22 protein-coding genes are annotated in these 17,472 nt (G+C 60.1%); 9 read left to right on the forward strand and 13 right to left on the reverse strand.

From position 1 onward, the window contains the following. From BGIM_RS58950 to BGIM_RS0137475, 9 genes are all read left to right on the forward strand, one after another. On the forward strand, positions 1 to 2,419 hold a 2,419-nt coding region (locus BGIM_RS58950; RefSeq protein WP_193789060.1), incomplete at its 5' end, for a serine/threonine-protein kinase. Between the two features lie 108 nt (positions 2,420 to 2,527). Continuing rightward, positions 2,528 to 2,689 (forward strand): transposase, encoded by a 162-nt coding sequence (locus BGIM_RS68495; RefSeq protein WP_390568175.1) that lies wholly within the window; start codon positions 2,528 to 2,530, stop codon positions 2,687 to 2,689. Positions 2,690 to 2,820: 131 nt separating this feature from the next. Then, a complete protein-coding gene (locus tag BGIM_RS0137440; protein ID WP_020474737.1) occupies positions 2,821 to 3,270 on the forward strand; it encodes a hypothetical protein in 450 nt (149 codons plus the stop codon). Between the two features lie 57 nt (positions 3,271 to 3,327). Beyond that, the gene (locus BGIM_RS0137445) at positions 3,328 to 4,014 is read left to right on the forward strand and encodes a hypothetical protein (protein ID WP_020474738.1); all 687 of its coding nucleotides are present in this window, start codon (positions 3,328 to 3,330) and stop codon (positions 4,012 to 4,014) included. Positions 4,015 to 4,168: 154 nt separating this feature from the next. Then, the gene (locus BGIM_RS0137450) at positions 4,169 to 4,609 is read left to right on the forward strand and encodes a GNAT family N-acetyltransferase (RefSeq protein WP_157369721.1); all 441 of its coding nucleotides are present in this window, start codon (positions 4,169 to 4,171) and stop codon (positions 4,607 to 4,609) included. Positions 4,610 to 4,685: 76 nt separating this feature from the next. Then, positions 4,686 to 5,138, forward strand: coding sequence for a hypothetical protein (locus BGIM_RS0137455; protein ID WP_157369722.1), 453 nt, complete (start codon positions 4,686 to 4,688; stop codon positions 5,136 to 5,138). 248 nt (positions 5,139 to 5,386) lie between these two features. Further along, the gene (locus BGIM_RS0137465) at positions 5,387 to 6,550 is read left to right on the forward strand and encodes a HEAT repeat domain-containing protein (RefSeq protein ID WP_020474742.1); all 1,164 of its coding nucleotides are present in this window, start codon (positions 5,387 to 5,389) and stop codon (positions 6,548 to 6,550) included. A 39-nt stretch (positions 6,551 to 6,589) separates the two neighbouring features. Beyond that, positions 6,590 to 7,189: a tetratricopeptide repeat protein gene (locus BGIM_RS0137470; protein ID WP_238537808.1), complete on the forward strand. Its 600-nt coding sequence runs from the start codon at positions 6,590 to 6,592 to the stop codon at positions 7,187 to 7,189. Further along, positions 7,186 to 7,602: a hypothetical protein gene (locus BGIM_RS0137475; RefSeq protein ID WP_020474744.1), complete on the forward strand. Its 417-nt coding sequence runs from the start codon at positions 7,186 to 7,188 to the stop codon at positions 7,600 to 7,602. The genes BGIM_RS0137470 and BGIM_RS0137475 overlap by 4 nt, the downstream gene beginning before the upstream one ends. A gap of 17 nt (positions 7,603 to 7,619) precedes the next feature. Here BGIM_RS0137475 and BGIM_RS58955 read toward each other — a convergent pair whose 3' ends face one another. From BGIM_RS58955 to BGIM_RS0137540, 13 genes are all read right to left on the reverse strand, one after another. After that, positions 7,620 to 9,407 carry a serine hydrolase domain-containing protein gene (locus tag BGIM_RS58955; protein ID WP_020474745.1) on the reverse strand — a complete coding sequence of 596 codons (1,788 nt, stop codon included), beginning with the start codon at positions 9,405 to 9,407 and terminating at the stop codon, positions 7,620 to 7,622. A 286-nt stretch (positions 9,408 to 9,693) separates the two neighbouring features. Beyond that, entirely contained in the window at positions 9,694 to 10,311 is a 618-nt protein-coding gene (locus tag BGIM_RS0137485; protein WP_157369723.1) for a hypothetical protein, read from the reverse strand. A 160-nt stretch (positions 10,312 to 10,471) separates the two neighbouring features. Next, a complete protein-coding gene (locus BGIM_RS0137490) occupies positions 10,472 to 10,873 on the reverse strand; it encodes a VOC family protein (RefSeq protein ID WP_020474747.1) in 402 nt (133 codons plus the stop codon). Positions 10,874 to 11,437: 564 nt separating this feature from the next. Beyond that, positions 11,438 to 11,785 (reverse strand): hypothetical protein, encoded by a 348-nt coding sequence (locus tag BGIM_RS0137495; protein ID WP_020474749.1) that lies wholly within the window; start codon positions 11,783 to 11,785, stop codon positions 11,438 to 11,440. Between the two features lie 3 nt (positions 11,786 to 11,788). Continuing rightward, positions 11,789 to 12,352, reverse strand: a complete 564-nt coding sequence (locus BGIM_RS0137500; protein WP_029631403.1) for a hypothetical protein — start codon at positions 12,350 to 12,352, stop codon at positions 11,789 to 11,791. A 101-nt stretch (positions 12,353 to 12,453) separates the two neighbouring features. Next, positions 12,454 to 12,873 (reverse strand): hypothetical protein, encoded by a 420-nt coding sequence (locus BGIM_RS0137505; RefSeq protein WP_020474751.1) that lies wholly within the window; start codon positions 12,871 to 12,873, stop codon positions 12,454 to 12,456. A gap of 58 nt (positions 12,874 to 12,931) precedes the next feature. Further along, entirely contained in the window at positions 12,932 to 13,531 is a 600-nt protein-coding gene (locus BGIM_RS54525) for a hypothetical protein (RefSeq protein ID WP_020474752.1), read from the reverse strand. A gap of 134 nt (positions 13,532 to 13,665) precedes the next feature. Beyond that, complete coding sequence (locus tag BGIM_RS0137515) at positions 13,666 to 13,983, reverse strand: hypothetical protein (protein WP_029631405.1); 318 nt, start codon at positions 13,981 to 13,983, stop codon at positions 13,666 to 13,668. Positions 13,984 to 14,251: 268 nt separating this feature from the next. Beyond that, positions 14,252 to 15,256: a metallophosphoesterase family protein gene (locus BGIM_RS0137520; protein WP_020474754.1), complete on the reverse strand. Its 1,005-nt coding sequence runs from the start codon at positions 15,254 to 15,256 to the stop codon at positions 14,252 to 14,254. A gap of 155 nt (positions 15,257 to 15,411) precedes the next feature. Then, positions 15,412 to 15,711 carry a hypothetical protein gene (locus BGIM_RS0137525; protein WP_020474755.1) on the reverse strand — a complete coding sequence of 100 codons (300 nt, stop codon included), beginning with the start codon at positions 15,709 to 15,711 and terminating at the stop codon, positions 15,412 to 15,414. 76 nt (positions 15,712 to 15,787) lie between these two features. Then, complete coding sequence (locus tag BGIM_RS0137530) at positions 15,788 to 16,507, reverse strand: hypothetical protein (protein WP_020474756.1); 720 nt, start codon at positions 16,505 to 16,507, stop codon at positions 15,788 to 15,790. Between the two features lie 116 nt (positions 16,508 to 16,623). Further along, a complete protein-coding gene (locus BGIM_RS0137535; protein WP_020474757.1) occupies positions 16,624 to 16,977 on the reverse strand; it encodes a hypothetical protein in 354 nt (117 codons plus the stop codon). A 104-nt stretch (positions 16,978 to 17,081) separates the two neighbouring features. Continuing rightward, a complete protein-coding gene (locus BGIM_RS0137540; protein WP_020474758.1) occupies positions 17,082 to 17,384 on the reverse strand; it encodes a hypothetical protein in 303 nt (100 codons plus the stop codon). Positions 17,385 to 17,472: the final 88 nt, after the last annotated feature.

A 17,472-nucleotide genomic window follows, 5' to 3' on the forward strand; every position in this document is an offset into this window, starting at 1 on the left:
CGACCTGCCCCCCGGCACGGCTGACCGGCTGGCCGACCATCTGGCCGGGTGCCCCCATTGCGAAACCTTTCTGGAATCTTTGGACTCCCGCGAACGAACCGAAGTGGTCGTTTTTCGGCGGGCGGCCGCCGCCCTGCCGGCAGGCGGGGGGCTGCCCCCGTTCGGGGCAGAACCGGGGGTGGTGGTCGGCGGCCGATACAAGCTGGTCGAGCCGCTCGGCGAGGGGGGAATGGGCAGCGTCTGGCTGGCCCAGCAGATGGAGCCGGTGCGGCGGGGGGTGGCCATCAAACTCATCAAACCGGGCATGGATTCCCGGGAAGTGTTAACCCGTTTCGAGGCCGAACGGCAGGCGCTGGCCCTGATGGACCATCCCAACATCGCCCGAGTGATCGACGCCGGCCAGACCGAGGGGGGGCGGCCCTATTTCGTCATGGAGTTGGTCAAGGGGGTTCCTGTCTCACAATACTGTGACGCCCAGCGCCTCAGCCTGCGCGAACGATTGGAACTGTTCGTGCCCGTCTGTCAGGCGGTGCAGCACGCCCACCAAAAGGGAATCATCCACCGCGACCTCAAACCGTCCAACATTCTGGTGACCCGGTATGACGACCGGCCCGTGCCCAAGGTGATCGACTTCGGGGTGGCCAAGGCGTCGGGGCAGCCACTCACCGACCGCACGCTGATGACCGGGTTCGGAGCGGTGATCGGCACCCCCGAATACATGAGTCCGGAACAAGCCGTGTTCAACTCCCAAGACGTGGACACCCGGTCAGACGTGTATGCCCTCGGTGTTCTCCTGTACGAACTGCTCACGGGAACCACCCCGCTGCCCCGGCCCCGACCGGATTCCAATTTGCTGGCGATGCTCCGTGATTTGCGAGAAGTGGACCCGCCCCGGCCGAGCACCCGGCTGAACAGTCTCGCCACATTATCGGCGGCGGCCGTTTCCCGGAGCGCCGACCCCGGACGGCTGGTCCGGGCCGTCCGGGGGGAACTGGACTGGATCGTCATGCGGGCGTTGGAGAAAGACAGAATTCGGCGGTACCAAACGGCCAACGAACTGTCAGCCGACGTGGAACGGTATCTGGCCGGAGAGCCGGTGCTGGCGGCGCCGCCGTCGGCCGCTTACCGGATGAGGAAGTTCGCCCGCCGCCACCGCGGGCCGGTGCTGGCCGCCGGGTTGCTGTTGCTGTCATTGATCGGCGGGATGATCGGCACCGGCGTCGGATTGGTGCGGGCGAAGGCGGCGCAGGAGGATGCCCTGAATCAGGCGGGGGAAGCCGCCAAGGCCAGACGGAACGCCGAGATCGAGCGGGACAAGGCCACCGAGGCGATGCGGGTCGCCGTGGCCACCTCGTCGTTCATTTACGATCTGATCTCGCAAGGGGACATGCAGCATCAGGTCTGGTGGCGGGACGTGCTAGACCCTGACATCCCGCTGCGAGATGTGCTCAATCGCGCGGCCTTCACGATCAAGCCCTCGGGACAGCTTCCGGGCCGGGCCGAGGCGAACATCCGCTGGTGTGTCGGAACTTTTTACACCGGAGCGGGCGAGCCGGACAAAGCCATCCCGCATCTGACCCGCGCTTGGGAGTTGTTGGTCGCCCACAAGGACTTCGGCTCGAAGAATCCGGAGACGCTGTTCGGAGTGCATAAGCTGTCCGAGGCGCTGCGGGCCGCCGGCCGGCCGGCCGATGCGTTTGCCGCCTCCCGAGCCGCGATGGATCTGGCGGCCGAATGGAACCGCAGCCAGTCCGTGCCGAACGACGCCCAACTGATGGCCGCCATCGATGCCGCCTTGGCCCTTCGTGACTTGGGGCGACGGGAAGAGGCAATCAAGTTATTGGAGGAGACGGCCGCGCGGGCCGCCGCTCACCCGCCGAAGGAGACGGCGCTCACCGAACAGATCGCATCCTATCTGGCCGAGAGCTATCGGATGGTTGGCCGTTTGGAGGAGGCCCGCCGGATCGCGGCGGGATTAGTGGACAATCCAAACGTCCGGCGCAGCGACCTGTTTGTCGCCGCGTGTCAGGAGTTATTGGGCCGGACGTTGGCCGATGCCGGCGAATGGTCGGCTGCGGAAGCGCAATTCCGGGCTGTCCTGACCGTGCGGCAGCGACGGCAACCCCGGCAGTGGATGACAGCCATGACCACCGCCTGGCTCGGCCGGTCCATCGCCGGCCAAGGCGACGCGGCCAAGGGTGAAGAGATGACGGCCAACGCTTACCGCGAAATGGCAGCCCTCCGAAAGATCATTCCGGCCTCCAACCTTCCGCGCGTGGCCGAAATCGCCGACTGGCTGGCCGGTCAGGCTGACCGTCGTGGTGATCGCGTCGCGGCTGATCGGTGGCGAGCCGAGCGAGCCGCCTTCCCTTCGGGCGCCGCCCCCGCCGCCAAACCAGTGGCCGTCGGTCGACCATAATTTGTTTTGGCGGAAGGCCGAACTCCGTTGGGCTTTGGCTCTCTCCTGAAAGAGGCCACCCGGTTTCTGAACGACTGGTGTCGGCGGGCCGAGGCCTCGAAGTTGTCGGTGTTGCAAAAAATGGCGAGCACGTTTCAACGGCGCCGGACCGGCGTGCCGAACCACCATCGCTGCCCGATTTCGACCGGCCCGCTCGAAGGGGTGAACAACAAAATCAAAATCCTGCAACGACACGCTACGGCCACCGTGACCTGGAATTCTTTTGCATGAGGATTTACTCCATCCATCGCGCCAAATACGCTCTTGTCGGATGAGCCTCTTTTCTTGTTTTCATCTCTTCTTTGTGTTCTTTTCGCCTTTGTGCGAGATAATTCTTCCGTCTTTCAACCTTTGGAGCGGCCATGCGTTTTCACCGCCAGACAGGGATTGCCATGATCGTGGCGCTGGCCGTGTTGCTGGCACTCAATTTTTGGTGCTGGCAGCCCGGCATCGGCGGCGGCTCTGGTGGCCGGCCGCCGGGCGCCGAACTGGAACTGTTCTACGGCTGGCCCGCGACCTATCAGGCCGAGTGGTGGCGCTCCGAGGACCAGACCCTGACGCAACGTCTCCTGCAAACCGCCCCGCTGTGCCGGCCCGGCGACGAGATGGAACGGCAAGCCCGTTACTTCGGGGCGCCGGCCGCTCTCGCGGATCTCGCCTTTGCGCTCGCCGTTTTGTTCGCCATCGGCGCGGCTGTGGAGTCGCTGGCCCGGCGGTCTGTTTCCATTTACAGGATCGCCGGATTGCTCGTCGCATTGCTCGTCATGGTGCTTGTGCTGGCTGTGGCCGAAAGGCTCGACACGCATCTGTGAATCGTAAAATGGCGTCAATCGTCGAGCGGCAACCCAAACTGCCGGGAGTGCATCACAATGATCAGACTCATGCTGGCCGTCCTGTGCGCGGCGATCCCCCTCGGCTTCGCGGCCGCCGACGAGGCGATCAAGGAAAAGCTCGAAGCGGCCAAGACCGCCTACACGGCCGACGCCGAAAAGAGCCGCAAGGCGGTGGCCGCCCTGCTGGACGAGCGGGAGGCAAAGGCCCGCAACGAGGGAAACAAAACGCTGGTCGATCAGATCAAAATCGAGCGGCGGGCCTTTGAGGACAAAGGCGAGTGGCCCAAGTCCACCCCGACCGCAGTCAGGACGCAATTCGCGGCAGCGCGTTCCAAAATGGAACAGGCCTTCAAGACGGCCGTGAGCGATTGCATCAAAGCTAAGATGGACGACGAGGCCGCCATGATCGAAAAAGAACTGGCCAACTTTCGCCTGGGCGGCCCGGCCATCGCCGGCCGGTTGGAGGAGCGGCTGACAAGCAACGTCTGGGCCACCCCCAAGGGGCCGATTGAGTTCAAGCCAAATGGCGCCTTCCACATCAACGGAAAGAAATTCGGACATTGGGTCACGATCCCCGGCAACCGCGTCGTGACCGTGGCGGACGACGGCAATCACTTCGATGTCTACGTGTTCGACAAGGATCTCTCTCAATTCCAAGCCTACTACATCGGCCAGCCCGGAGGCGTCGCAGGCTTCGGCGGGAAACCGACGCCGAGAAAATGAGCCGCGAAGAAAAGACTTGTCTCGCACAAAGTCGCAATGACCGCAGAGAAAACCGGGGAAGAGAAATCGCGTTCTCGAATTGTTTTTTCTGTCTTCTTTGCGGCTTTATCGCGAAATCATTCTTCTCATCCCGAAGGCATCGCGGAGGTTGGTCGTGATTCGACGCTATACACCCGAGGACGAGGCCGCCTGCCTCGCGTTAATCGCCAGCAATATTCCGGCGTACTTCACCCCCGGAGATGCGGACGAGTTTCGCCATTTTCTGAGAGGTTGTGGAGATTATTTCGTCACGGTGATTGATGGCGAAGTCCGGGCTTGCGGCGGTTGTTACGTCAATGAGAACGGCGTCGGCGGACTGACATGGGGGATGGTTCATTCGGTCGATCACCGGCGCGGCCTTGGCTCGGAACTGCTCCGCCACCGGCTGGAGATGATTCGCCGCACACCGTATGCGTGGTGCGTCCTGCTCAACACGACGCAATCCGTGGCGCCGTTCTTCGAGCGGTTCGGCTTCCGCACCTTCCGCACGATTGACAACGGTTACGGACCGGGACTGCACACGTATTCAATGCGCCTGCTGTGGGTGACCGAATAACGCCGAACCGGCGGGCATGATTGGCTGTCAGATTGTTTTGTTGCGGAACGGGATCACGGGCCTTCGGATCGAAACAATGAGCAACGAAATTCAACAACTTCGAGAGCGGATAGGACAGGACTTTGATCCGACGCTCATCCATCCCAATGAGTATTTGGAAGAAGCCTCGCCTTGCGGACGATATTTGCTCAGTGTCAACACATTCGGAACCGCCGCCGACCCCGCTTTTCCCTCGATAACCGTCGCTGTCGTCCGGAAGGTGGAGACGGGAGAAGTCGTCGCGACAATCAGACGCAATGACAGCCGGTTATTTTATTCGTGGGTCTCGCGGGGCGGTCACGACTATCTGCTGTTTCCGGAGGATATTGAGGGTCAATCGGTGGCGGACCTGACTGATCGAAAAACTCGCTGGCTTTTCCGACAAGGACGGGGATTTCATCTGGACAGAATTCCATCCGTCGCCGGACAAGCTGAAATTGGCCATCATTGGTTGTTATTGGGCCTGCCCGTATCAATTGGTCGTCTATGATTTTCGCCATCCCATGCAATTGCCGCTGCCCGCGATCCTTCAAATCGATCTCCCGGTAAACAACGCGAAATTCGGAAAGTGGCTGTCCGATGATTCGCTCAGCCTCATTGACAACCAAGGGGTGGCTCACAACATCGAGGTTCCACGGACCGGGACAACTAAAATCAACATGCCGGGCGGGTGACGGCTGTTGATTTTCGATTCTTGCGGTGACGTTGGTCGTTTGGCTTGCAACCATAGGTGTTTCCATGCTCACAGGCATTTTGGCGTTGGAGAAAACCGATTGGTCAAGGCTGCACCATGCGTATGGTCGCGCGACCGACACGCCCGGTCACCTGCGTGCGTTGCTGGACGGCGATGACGACGCCCGCAAAGCGGCTCTTTCACATCTGAATGGCGCCATCATGCACCAAGGCACCCCGTGGACAGCCACCGAACCGGTTGCATTGGTTGTTGCCGGGCTTTTGTCAGATGAACGAACCGAACCCGTGCGTTCGCACCTTTTATCCTTCCTTGTGAGCGTGGCACAGGCCCCGGAACAACGATCCCCTTGGAGCATGGAGGAACTTGAACGGCTGGCGAACCAAAACCTTGATTCCCTGATCGATTCGGAGGATGAGGAAGCGATTTATGAAGACGAGGAGGAGGCGACGAATGCCTTTTACGCAAAATCGTTGCTTGGATGTGTCAGGGTTGCCCCGATTCTGATGGAAGTCATGCTTGAGGAACTGGCGGATCCCAGCCCGCGCCTCCGGGCTTGCGCGGCAATGGGCGCTGTCACGCTGGCCAAGACCGAATCATTGCGCGCCCATGCCGGGGCTATTGGAGAACGATTGACAGCCCTGGCCCGGAGCGCGACAGACACCGATGAACGAAGCGCCCATGTGCTTGCAATGGGAGATTTGGGTCTTTCGCCGGGCGTTTTCCTCAATGATCCGTCGCCGGCCGTCCGAATGTGCGCGGCGCTGGCGCCCGGCCTGGCTGCCGACTCCGTTGCGACCGCCGAACTGATCAACGCCCTTGAGCATGCGGAAGTGATGGATGGATGGTTTGTCCAACGGCCTCCCCAATTTTGCATCCGGCCTCGCTTCACGGTGGTTACGCGGATCGTTGAACGCGTAAAGGAATTTGAGCGGTTCGTCGATGCCGCCGAGGCCGTTCTGAGAGTTACTTGGGGCGGCGGCGCCGACTTCGATTGGGGACCATTACTTGCCTCGGCATTCCCGGATGGCGATGGTGTTGTCAAAACTGATGCGCAGCGTCGGTTTCTTGAGGCCCTCTTGGAGAAAACAGAGTTTTGGTCTCCCAAAATTGGAAGTTCACTGAAATGGTTTGAGAAGGCCGGTCTTCCTTATGATCACCAATTATGTGCGGCCAAGATCGCCGAACACATCGCCGGGAAAAATTCCTGATTACCAAACGGCAACACAAGCGAGACAAAGTTGGCGGAAGTGACACGCGAGATGGTGGAGGAGGCGTTTCGGCATGGCCATGCGGCCACCACCGTCTTGTTGGCCTCTCGCTGGCTGGAGGCTCATCCGGGCGATCTGGGCATTGTCTTTGATTATGCCGAGATGCTTTACAAGATGACCCGGTATGAGGACGCCATCCGGGTCTATGAGAACGCTTTGAACTGGACTGACGACAGCGGCCGCTGGGCGGTTTTCAACCAAATCGGCCGTCTTTATCAGTATTGGGGGCGGCCTGCGGATGCGGAGCCGTGGTTCCGAAAAGCAATTGAACTTGATCCGGAGGAACTGGCCAGTCACATCTTCCTCGGGGCGTGCCAGGCCCGCCAAGGAAAATTGAGCGAGGCCGAGAAGACCTACCGTGCCGCGATTCAATGGAAGGATTCCGGCTTGCTGGACGAGGCGTATCACAATCTCGGGCTTGTCCTGCGGGGACAGGATCGATTTGCCGAGGCCGCCGAGTGTTTCCGCAAAGCGATTGAACTCAACCCAAAATATGCGGACGTCTTCGAGGCATTGAAAGACGTGGAGAAGGCGATCATGATTGTTCAAGGTGATCGCGTTCGGGCAACTTCCTCATGAGCAACATCAACATCCGGAAGCGGGCCGAGCATCGGCGACAGGTTCAGGAAGTCCTTGGCGGCATCCTGAATGATCCGGCGGTCATGCCGAATGTTGATTGCGCGGACCTGATTGTGCTGGTTTCCCATGTCGAGTTCGGCCGGACAGTGCGGGAGATTTATGTCCGGTTCTTCGGCTATCATCGGCGAACCCTCGCCCCCGGCGAAGAACGCCCGCATGTCCGGTATCAACGGGAAGCCGATCTTCGGAACGACGGCGTTTATGATGATCTGGCCGACGTGATCCACAACCCGAAACTCTTTCAACTCATCGCCGTCGAATTGCAAAAACGGCTCGGATTGCTGTACACACCGGAGATTCGCTGGCTTCAAGCCACCCGGACGGACGACGGCGAAAACATGGGCGAAGATTGAATTCATCGCGAGTGAAATTATCTGCTCCCCAGCGGATGTTCCCGACAAAGACGGACGATGACATCCATGTCCAGCGTGGCCATGTTGGTCAGGATGACGAGGGTGCGGTCGGTCACCAAATCGCGGTCCACGATGGACATGAAGCCGCCGTAGCTGCCGTTGTGTTGCATCCGTGTCAGTTTTGCGTTGTCAAAATCGCAACCCCAGCCGTAACAGTAATTGTTCGTCACATTGTCGCCATAAGTGGCGGAAACGAACGCCTGTTTCATCATGTCCGGGCCGATAATCTTCCCCTGCCGCCAGCCCTCGTTCCAGCGGGCCAAGTCTTCCAAACTGGCCCAGACGCTACCGTCGCCGGCCGTCAGGTCTCGTTGATGGGTGATCGCCGCCGGTCCCCAGACGGCGTTATACTTGTCTTTTTCGCGGGAGTAACCCAAGGCCGGTTCGCTCGGCCGGCTGTCGGGGCGGTTGTTGACCGTGGCCGTTTTCATGCCCAATGGCTCGAAGAATTCGCTCTTCAAAAAGTCGGCATAAGACTTTTTCGACGCCCGCTCGACGATCAGCGCCAGCATCACAAAACCGGAGTTGGAGTAGCGCCATTCCTTGCCCGTCTCGGCCAGCAAAGGAAACTCTTTCTGGTTTTTGGCATATTGCCCGAGAACGTCTTCGTTCGTGAAGAAAGCCGGGTCTTTCCCCGTGAATTCCGGGAAGCTGTTGAAATCGGGCAGGCCCGAGGTGTGCCTCGCGAGGTGTTCGATGCGGATGGGGTTCTTTTCGTCGTACACCGGCATTTCCGGCAAATAAGTGCGGATGTCGTCGTCGAGTTTCAGTTTGCCCTGCTCGGCCAGCCGCAAGATGGCCGCCCCGGTGATGTGTTTGGAACACGAGGCCAGTTCAAAAGTGGTTTTCGGCGTGATCGGCGTTTTGGCCTCGACGTTGGCCAGGCCGTAGGTCTTTTGAAAAAGCACCCGGCCATGCTCAAAGATCACCACGGCCGCCCCCGGCGTGTCGACCCGGATGCCGGCCTCCGCGATGATCGAGGCGAGCCGGGTCTCGAAACCCGGCCCGCGCAGACGCACCAGCGTGACGATCCCTTCGTCCCGCTCGTTGTCCTTGTTCAATTTCAGATACGGCCCTTGAAGCCGGTTGCCGTCCGCGGAGAGGGTCCAGGTCGTCGGCCCTTTCGTGTCGTTCTCCCACCACGGCTCGGCAAGGACGAGCGAGTAAATCCCCGTCTTCACGTTACCAAGCCCGGTGATGAGACCCCGGCGGTTCGGGCCGGTGTTGGAAACATAAGTTCCGCTGACGCGGATGAAATCCCGATTCGGGCCGGGGGCGGTCTTGAGGGTCATGTAGCCCCACGGCGTGTCCCACAAATCGGAGATGTCGTCCGCCCGCCACTCCCCGTTGCGAATGCGGGTGAACGTCACTTCGCCATCGTCGGTGACGTTGTCTTTGTTCACCTTCCCGTAAGGGCCTTTCAACTGTTTGCCGTCAGCCCCGAGCGTCAGCTTGGCGGTCCCTTTCGTCTCGTTGCTCCACCAAGGCTCGTCCAGCTTGAATTCCAGAACGCCCGTCGCCGGATCAAACGTCCCTTCGCGGATGATGCCGGTTTGGTTCTTGGCCCGAAAGTAATACCCGGCGACCGTCAGGGTTCTTTTGTCCGGAGCCGGTCCCGTCACCAGCGTGACCATCCCCCAATCCGATTCCCAAACCCCCGCAATCTCCGCCGCCTGGGATGAAGCCGGGATCCAGAGATGACCAAGGATGATAACGGCAACAATCATCACAAATCGAGTTCGCATGGTTCGATCTTCCGAACATCGTGATGACCGGCGTTCTTGAGTGTTTGCGTGTCGCGCGGTCTTGGAACAGGATTGATGAGGGTGAGATCGTTATATCCCCGAATGATTTGGCCGGGGATTTTCGAGGGATTTCAAGCCGGGCCGGAAAACCGGGCTGGCCGTGATCGTTGCGAGCCACAGCCAGCCGTATTCGCACGATGGCCGACAGAAATGGATTTGAGTCAATGTCGCCTGCGCATCGACAAGGCCGGGCGAAAAAAGCCTCAAAACCTCCTTCAAAAAGCTGTCACACTGACTCTGTCTGCCGCAAGGGCAGGCCGGGCGTCGGCATGCTTTTGACGGCTTCTGACGCGAGCACATTGGCGCTGAAAAACGTCGTGCCGGCAACGAGCACACCGGCCAGCAATGTTAAAAGTGCAAGTTCCGAGAAACGCCAGACCCCTTCGTGTTCAAGTAATCTTTTTCCGACAACTCCGGCGCTGTTGCTCGGGTTCGGAGGAAGATTGGCTGAAAGGGCGACGGCCACGTCCTGCATCAGGATGCTGTAACTGAGCAATGAGATGAACAACAAGAAGTTGGCGCTTGCAAACATGACGAGTTCCGGGTGATGACGAATGGACAAGCCGGCTTGATCCTTTTTGACGATTATCAGGCTCCATAACGCGGCGATTACAGCGATACCGATCTGATAAACCCGTTCAGAGCTATCTAACTTCGCTTTCAATCCGGCGCGCGCCCGTTCGTCAAATGGAACGGTGTCCTCCTTGGCGGATTCCAATTGTTCCTTCCAATTGGTGGCCGATTGTTTGGAGATGATTGCGATCCCGAACACAAGCGATAAAACGGCAATGGCGACGGACACACCGGAAAGTATCCAGCGTGTTTTTTCTTTTGGCATATTCACTGTGACATTCCTTCCATGACATTGGTGACACAAGTTCCTTCGATTTCCGCCTGACAATGATTAGACCGCTTCAATTAAGGTTGCCATCTCAATTCATGGTTGGTCCGGTCCTTGTGTCGAATCAGAGGTAACGCGGCAAACCAAACCGGGAACCGGCGGGCTACGAATCAAGCGGTCGGCCAATCTCCCAGTGATGGCCGAAGGGATCGGCCACGCGCCCCACCCGCCATCCGTGCCCTTCCTTGACCGCGTGGATCGACTTGGCTCCTGCCGCGACGGCCGCCGCAAACATCGCATCCGGATCGGACACGATGAAGAGCATCTTCACCGAACCGCCGCCCAGCGACTCCGGACTGAAGTTGCCATGTTCGGGCGACTCGTCGCTCAGCCAGAATTCCGCCCCCTCAAGGGACAACCGGGACACCACCGAACCGGCGGCATCCTCCACGCGATAGACCTCGCGCGCTCCGAAGGCTGATTTGTAGAATTCAACCGCCTTCGCGCCGTTCCGAACCGACAGCCAAGGGAGCAGCGCACAAGCGATGGAAGTTTTGTCAGTCATGGATGATTTCTCGTTTGCAGATCAATCCGATGCCAGCCCATGAGAATTCTCCCGGAGATGTTGAATCGTAAAAGTAATCGGCAAGTCTGTGCAATCATCGGTCGTCATGCCGCAAAGAGCGATTTGATTCCCAAAATCAAAATCAAGACGCCATGCCCAAATATGCACGCACAACCGCCGAGACACAATGTTCCCGGAAGCAATCCCGGACCGGGGCGGGGACCGATATTAATCCATGCGGCGAAGCTGACGGCCGTAGCCAAAAGCCCCAGCCACGGGTCAACCTTTAAGGCCACAGTTATTGGCGCCCAGGCGCAGGCCATGAGCAAGAGCAGCGCAAGAAGCAAACCAGCGAGAAACCTTGTTGATTCGCCCAATCTTGATGATCTGTCATCCGGCGGGCTGTCAGCCATTTGCATCACATCGGGTGAGTAAATTTGTTCGAAGTCTCCAAACGGACTGATAACCGAGCTCGGTGGCGGTGACTTCTTTGGGTTTGAATCATGCAAGCAGACCGTGTGGCCGCAGTGCGCGAAGCTTGGTTCACTTTTTTCAGGCCCTCCGTTATGGCCCGACCAACCCGGCGGTGGCAAGCGCCTCGACAACCTTGCCGTCTCGGTGGACGATGGCGATCTGCCACCGCCGTTGAACGAGGCGGCTGCCATCAGAGCGGTCGCAGTGGATGTAGTCCAGCCCCTTGCGGTCTCTGAATGCTTCGTTGACGCTGCGGGAACACTTGAATCCCTCTCGCTCCATGAACCGTTGGGCCTCATCAATCGAAGTCCCGACGGGGATTTGGCCCAGAACTGCCTCGACCATTCGTGGCGGTTCCTCAATGCCTTGTGTGGCCGGCCGGGCGCTGGCGCAACCGACGATGATGGCAAACATGATGGCTGTCACAACGGCACGCACTGGTTATCTTCCCTTGGCGTTTTCGGCCGCCCGTTTGACCCGGAGCAGTTGGATCTCTGCGTCCAGGCGTTGATAGCGGGCCCGATTGAGTTCGGCGGGCGACACTTTCGCGGCCTCTTTGCCTGCTTGGGTGATCGCCTCAATGTCCTTCGTAAATTCCACGTACTGGGTCAGCAGGGCGATTTTCTCCTCGGGCTTGTCGCATAGCTCCAAACCGGCCCGGACAAGTCGTTGAGCCGTTTCAGCCATCTCGCCGTAAGCCGCCCGTCCGCTCTGGAACTGTCTGTGGCGCGTCTGAATCTCTTCGACGGCCTCGTTATAGCGGGCCTTGAGCAACTTCCGCAGTTCATCGTCCTTGGGGTCCGCCTTGACGGGTTCGGCGTTCAGAAGTGTCAACTGTTTCACTTTCTGCAATTCATCGCCCTTGGGGCCTTCCTTGGCAGGTTCGGCGGCCGGAAGGATCGGCTGTTTCTGTGCCGGTTGCTTTGGTTGTGGCCCTTGCGCGGCCAGGTTGCCGGCCAACATGGCCATCAGGGGGACCGACAGCCACCACTTGGATCGGATCATGCTTGTCACGGAAACACCCTCTGGAGAGAAAATTTCGAGCGACTGAACGCAAAAGCCCGGCATTGGCGGGGCACCGGCGAGATTGGAGTTTGGGGGACGAATCATGCCCCGCCATCGCCGGTTTTGGCCCGTCTGGTGACCTCCGGGAATAACACGGGAATGGCGGTGAAGAAACTCAGCACCGAGTCCCCGGCCCCATGCTCAAGTTGCTTGCCAACCTTGGCGAACGGAAAGGCCGCATTGCGGTCGTCGAATCGCACGCCCCACGATTCATCAACCTCGGCCCAAACCCCGCCGAAGCTGCGGACAATACACTCGCCCAGATATGACCCAAGTGTGTTTGTCAATCCGTCGCGGTTGGCCGGGTCGCCTTGTTCGTGCTGTCGTTGGATGTACCCGTCCAGCCACCTCACCCCGGCCTCATCATACCCGACATCCACGGCCAGTTGCTTCCGGGCGACAGAGACCACAAGTTCGGCGTTCTCGCGGATACGGTCCGCCATCGGCAAGTCGTCCGCCATCGTTGTGCCCCTTGCTGCCATACGAAATAACCCGGCGGCCGAAGCGACTCCGGCCATTTCACGACGGCTGAGGCCTCCGGTCAACTGTGGCGCCTTGTTCGGCTCTGCTCTGGGTGTCAGTTGCCGAGTGCCGATAGAAATACTCAATCACCTCGGAGAGATCGGTCCCCGCACTCCCTCGAAGTCCCGGCGATTCCGATTGTCCGAGTTCGCAAAGCACCCGATGCAACGGGATGACCTCGACGCCGTTCCGGGAAATCGCTTCGACTTCGGCAGGCCATCGCACGGCTGCGTGAACAAGAACGAACTTCCAATTCAGTCCTGCCCACGCCGCCGCTCGCGTGACGCATTTCGATTTGGACTTGAACTTTTTCTCGACCCAGGCCGCAGCCGCCCGTTCAACGAGGTCCGGGGGCCGCACTTTCATGCTCATCTTCGATTTGGCAAAGCCCTTTGGCGCGTCGTCCGGCAGCGGGGCGATGTAGCTGATTGGCCGAAAACTCGCCTGCACTTCGACGTGCCAAGCTTCAAGCCCCGCTTTCGCAGGCCGAACGCCGAGCAAGTCGATCTCTCCCACGCCATGCTTGATGCCACGAACCGTAAAGAACCCGGCTCGGTTGAGCCACTCATCAACAAGCGACTCGGCAAGCAACGCCATGACACGCACTCCTATGCTCGCCGAACGCCACAGTTTGCCTGCTGCGGCGGTCGGCGAGACTTTCGACCCTGATTTTACTGGATGCCTCCGCAGTCAACGGCAACAATTGGTTCGGTTCCTGTCGTATTCCGCCTTCACCATGCTCCCAATGGCATGGGATGTCGGCACACCGGGAGCATCAACGCTTGGAGCAAGAAATAACAAGCCATCAGTCCGACACCGGCGACGGCAACGGCGCAATGTCGTCGGCTCCGCTGCCGCCAGTGCGTCAGAACCATGACGCCTTCGATCGACGCCAACAGGAACACGATGGCCGCCATTGACGGCACGAACCATCCCGCCTCGTCAATGCGGGCATATGCCCAGAACCAGCGAAACATCTCGGAAAGGCTGCCTTTCTTCGCCAATTTCTCGTAGATGGGACGATGCAGAGGAACGATGAAGATCATCATGGCGTACAACGGAAGCCATCCGAGGGAATAAAAAAAGGCACGATGAGGGCGGCTCGGATCGTCGGCCGGCCAAAAAATCCGTCATCGCTGTATCGAGGATGATCCGTCATACACGATCCCACGAAAACCGGGGCCGCCGAACGTCTAAGTTCATCATCATCTGCGGCGGCTGGCAAAACTTGAAATGTCGCACCGCGGCGCTTGGTTCGGCATTACGGTCGAACCGGGCCTTGGTTCCGTTTTACCGGTTCCGTCAACGGCCCCGGCCTCAGATTTTGCCCCACGGGTGGCGGGGGCGTTTGGGATCATCCTCATACCCCACGAGTCCGTAGTCGATGAAGCGGTACTCAAAAGTGCCGTCGGTGAACAAATCGACCACGCCATACCCCGCTTCAAACTCCGGCCGGTATTGCAGCGGCCGGCGCCAGTAGTCGGCGCACACGGCCCCGCCGCAAATATAATCCACGCCCAGATAGCGGCAGTGGTCAACCTGATGGTAATGACCGCTGAGACACAGTTTGATGTTCGGATGTTTGCCGAAGATCGATTGGATCCTGACCACATCCTGATGGACGCAGTCATTGGAAATCACCATGCCATCGGGATGTTTTTTGGACAGCGGTTCAAAAAAGCAGGCCACACAAACGATGGGGGCGTGGCTGGCAATGATCACCGGCATCTTCTCTGGCGTGCGTTTCAAATCCTTTTCGAGCCATGCCACCTGGGCTTCATCGAGCAAAATCTGAAATCCGTTCCAGCCGCCGGGCTGCGTGTTGTCGAGAACGATGAAATGCCAGCCTTTGTGATCGAAGCTGTAATAGGGGGAGGTCAGTCCGGTGTTTTCCAGGGCAAGGCTTTTGCCAGGGAATTTCGTCGTGTCGTCGCCGCGATCCCAGCCGAAGTTCACGTCATGGTTTCCCAGCGTGTAGCGAACGGGCAGGGTGCAATGCTCCTCCATGACCTTGCGCCAAGCCTTCCACTGGGCCGTGGCGCTTTCTCGCTTGGCCCAGAACGCATCCGTGATGATGTCGCCGGTGTGCAGGATGAAGTCAGGGGCATCCTTGATCGCATGCACGTGCTTCAGGGCTTTTGGGTATCCTTCGCTGGAAAGGCTGAACGCCGTGTGCCCGACGTGGGTGTCGCCAAAATGGGCAAACCGGAAGGCTCGCTGTGGCCCCTGCTCCGGCGCTCCGGCAGCGCGGCTGCCAAAGCACAGTCCCGCCAGCGCCCCGCCGCCCAATGCGTCTGTGAAAAGGTCGCGTCTGTTGATCATGCTTACCCCCCAGTGAGTTTCTTCAATCGGGTGGCAAAACCGTGCGTCGTTTCCCCGTCGAACGCCCGACCTCAGTCATTTTGCAACGACGGACACGCCCGGTCACCTGCAACGTTTTGTTCGGCGAGTTTCTGGCTGGCAGTCTGTCCGCCCGATCAATTCATACGACAGGTGACCGAAGCGACGGCCGTGCCAGCCGACAGATGAATGAAACCCTCGGCTCCTCGCCGGAGCAACACGAACCCCGTGCTGCCCATATTACGCTCCCACTCGGCGGCCGGGCTGTCGTACTCCCACAATTCGTCCCCCGGTCGCATCTCGTCCACCAGTTTCCGCCACTCGTTGGCTGCCCAGCCGAACGGAATTGGGTCCGGCCCTAAGCGGTCGTCGGAGACCATATGCGCGGCTTCCGCCTCGGCGACCGTTACTCGACGCACCAGCCAAGACTCGTCCATCCCGATGCCCTCTGTCTTGCCGAACGGTCCAACCCACCTGCCCGGCGGGCGCGGGGAGCTATGAGATCCAGCAAACCTACATGTCCGCCGGATCAGGCGCGGCGTCGGGTTCGGCGTCTGCGAGCGTGAGCAGATGGGCCACCAACCCCTCGAACTTTTGGCGATCATGGTCCGGCGCTCCGCTGAGTTGCGCCCGGTAGGCGGCGACCAACTGCTCCCATCGCGGATCGCCGGCGAGGCGGGCCACCGCCACTCCCGTCATCGCCCGATAAGGCTGGTTGCTCGCGTCGAACGCGCGGCGGTCAGGCGGCCACGTTGGTTGCATGACCCGCTCGGCCCCGTCCGGGTTCAGCCCGCGATTGAGCGCGGCCACGTCCCGGTATTCATCGAAGAACGGGACGACCCGCTCCCGGACCAGCGTCGCAACGCCCGGCAGCACGGCCGCAAGCTCCGACTCTGACGACGCCCGGAACTCAACTTTCCCTCGCTCCGCCGGGAGTCTGAGGAACTCCAGTTGGGTGAGCGACGTTGTGGTGATCCCGTGGTATTGAGGCGGAGACCCGGAGTGCTGGTTCGTAATCGCCTGGACCGCGTCGAGCCGGACAGTCATGGTGAGGGAGAACGCAAACAGCGGGTTGTGGTTCCAGAGGGCGACCCCGAGCATCTGCCGGCCGCCGTCAATCAACCGGACGAAACTCCCGTCCTTCTTGACGTACCGAAACCCGGCCGGGGCTGTATCCGACTTCAGCCCGCTGACAATCAGCCGCTCCGCCTCGGTTTTGCCCCAATTCGCCACTGGCGTAACCCTCCGTCGTCGAACGCCCAAACTCAGCGGCCGGAGCGCGGCGGCTCAAACCCATGTTACGATGGCTGAGGCCCCCGGTCATCTGTGGCGCCTTGTTCGGCTTGCCTTTATGCGTGCGGGCGGACATCCCCGTCATCAAACGGGGCGACGCCGAGGTTACCCAGTTGCCGGAACAGGCATAGCAGCCCATACACCGGCCACGTCGTTTCTGGCGGGCACGTGCCCTTGCAACTGTGACTCTGGTGCCACCCGTTAATCAGCGAGCCGTGGCCCTGGTCGCGGATCTCGGCGTAGAGCTGGCGGAGCGGCTCGATCTCTGCCGCCGACAGTCGTTCTGCGTACAGCATGTGCCGGCCGAGTGTGGGGTCGTACTCGGCGACCCGCGCGTCCGTGCCGTGCCGCTCGGCGAGCGGGATGATGTAGTGCAACTCGCTCGGCAGGTGGTCAGGTGAAATCGGCATACGTCCCCCATGCCCTCTCTTGCCGAACGCCCGAGTCAGTTGCCGGGCCTTCTACGACAGAGCATATTCCGAGACAGGAAGCCCGGTCAGGCGCTGTGATTTGTTCAGCCTGCCTCCGCCTGTCGGGCGAGGGCCTGCCGCCGCTCTCTGAAGCAGAAGCCGCACATCACGGGCAGGCGGTCCATGATCTTGCATGATTCGAAGTCGAACGGGATGCGGCGGTCAACGGCCGACAGTTCGGCCGCTTCCTCCGGGGTGACGTTGAGGCGGAAGAACGCTTCCTCGTCGGCCGAGTCCTTGAGTTCGATGATGACGATGTCCGGGACAGCGCCGTCCTCTCGCTGTTCCAGCAACGCCGGCGAGTAGGCGCACACGCCGGCAAACCCGTGGATGGCGCATTGCATCATCGCCACACTCTCTCTCGCCGAACGACCAAACTCAACGGCCCCGCCACGGCCGACTGGACACACAGACAAGACACTTGAGGCGGGGTCC

Origin of the sequence: Zavarzinella formosa DSM 19928, from assembly GCF_000255705.1 — a bacterium.
GTDB lineage: Bacteria > Planctomycetota > Planctomycetia > Gemmatales > Gemmataceae > Zavarzinella > Zavarzinella formosa.

Coding starts and splice junctions, on each gene's coding strand:
- BGIM_RS0137440 (WP_020474737.1), top strand. CDS start 2,821: ATGCGTTTTCACCGCCAGACAGGGATTGCCATGATCGTGGCGCTGGCC.
- BGIM_RS0137445 (WP_020474738.1), top strand. CDS start 3,328: ATGATCAGACTCATGCTGGCCGTCCTGTGCGCGGCGATCCCCCTCGGC.
- BGIM_RS0137455 (WP_157369722.1), top strand. CDS start 4,686: ATGAGCAACGAAATTCAACAACTTCGAGAGCGGATAGGACAGGACTTT.
- BGIM_RS0137465 (WP_020474742.1), top strand. CDS start 5,387: ATGCTCACAGGCATTTTGGCGTTGGAGAAAACCGATTGGTCAAGGCTG.
- BGIM_RS0137475 (WP_020474744.1), top strand. CDS start 7,186: ATGAGCAACATCAACATCCGGAAGCGGGCCGAGCATCGGCGACAGGTT.
- BGIM_RS58955 (WP_020474745.1), bottom strand. CDS start 9,407: ATGCGAACTCGATTTGTGATGATTGTTGCCGTTATCATCCTTGGTCAT.
- BGIM_RS0137490 (WP_020474747.1), bottom strand. CDS start 10,873: ATGACTGACAAAACTTCCATCGCTTGTGCGCTGCTCCCTTGGCTGTCG.
- BGIM_RS0137500 (WP_029631403.1), bottom strand. CDS start 12,352: ATGATCCGATCCAAGTGGTGGCTGTCGGTCCCCCTGATGGCCATGTTG.
- BGIM_RS0137505 (WP_020474751.1), bottom strand. CDS start 12,873: ATGGCGGACGACTTGCCGATGGCGGACCGTATCCGCGAGAACGCCGAA.
- BGIM_RS54525 (WP_020474752.1), bottom strand. CDS start 13,531: ATGGCGTTGCTTGCCGAGTCGCTTGTTGATGAGTGGCTCAACCGAGCC.
- BGIM_RS0137515 (WP_029631405.1), bottom strand. CDS start 13,983: ATGATGATCTTCATCGTTCCTCTGCATCGTCCCATCTACGAGAAATTG.
- BGIM_RS0137520 (WP_020474754.1), bottom strand. CDS start 15,256: ATGATCAACAGACGCGACCTTTTCACAGACGCATTGGGCGGCGGGGCG.
- BGIM_RS0137525 (WP_020474755.1), bottom strand. CDS start 15,711: ATGGACGAGTCTTGGCTGGTGCGTCGAGTAACGGTCGCCGAGGCGGAA.
- BGIM_RS0137535 (WP_020474757.1), bottom strand. CDS start 16,977: ATGCCGATTTCACCTGACCACCTGCCGAGCGAGTTGCACTACATCATC.
- BGIM_RS0137540 (WP_020474758.1), bottom strand. CDS start 17,384: ATGATGCAATGCGCCATCCACGGGTTTGCCGGCGTGTGCGCCTACTCG.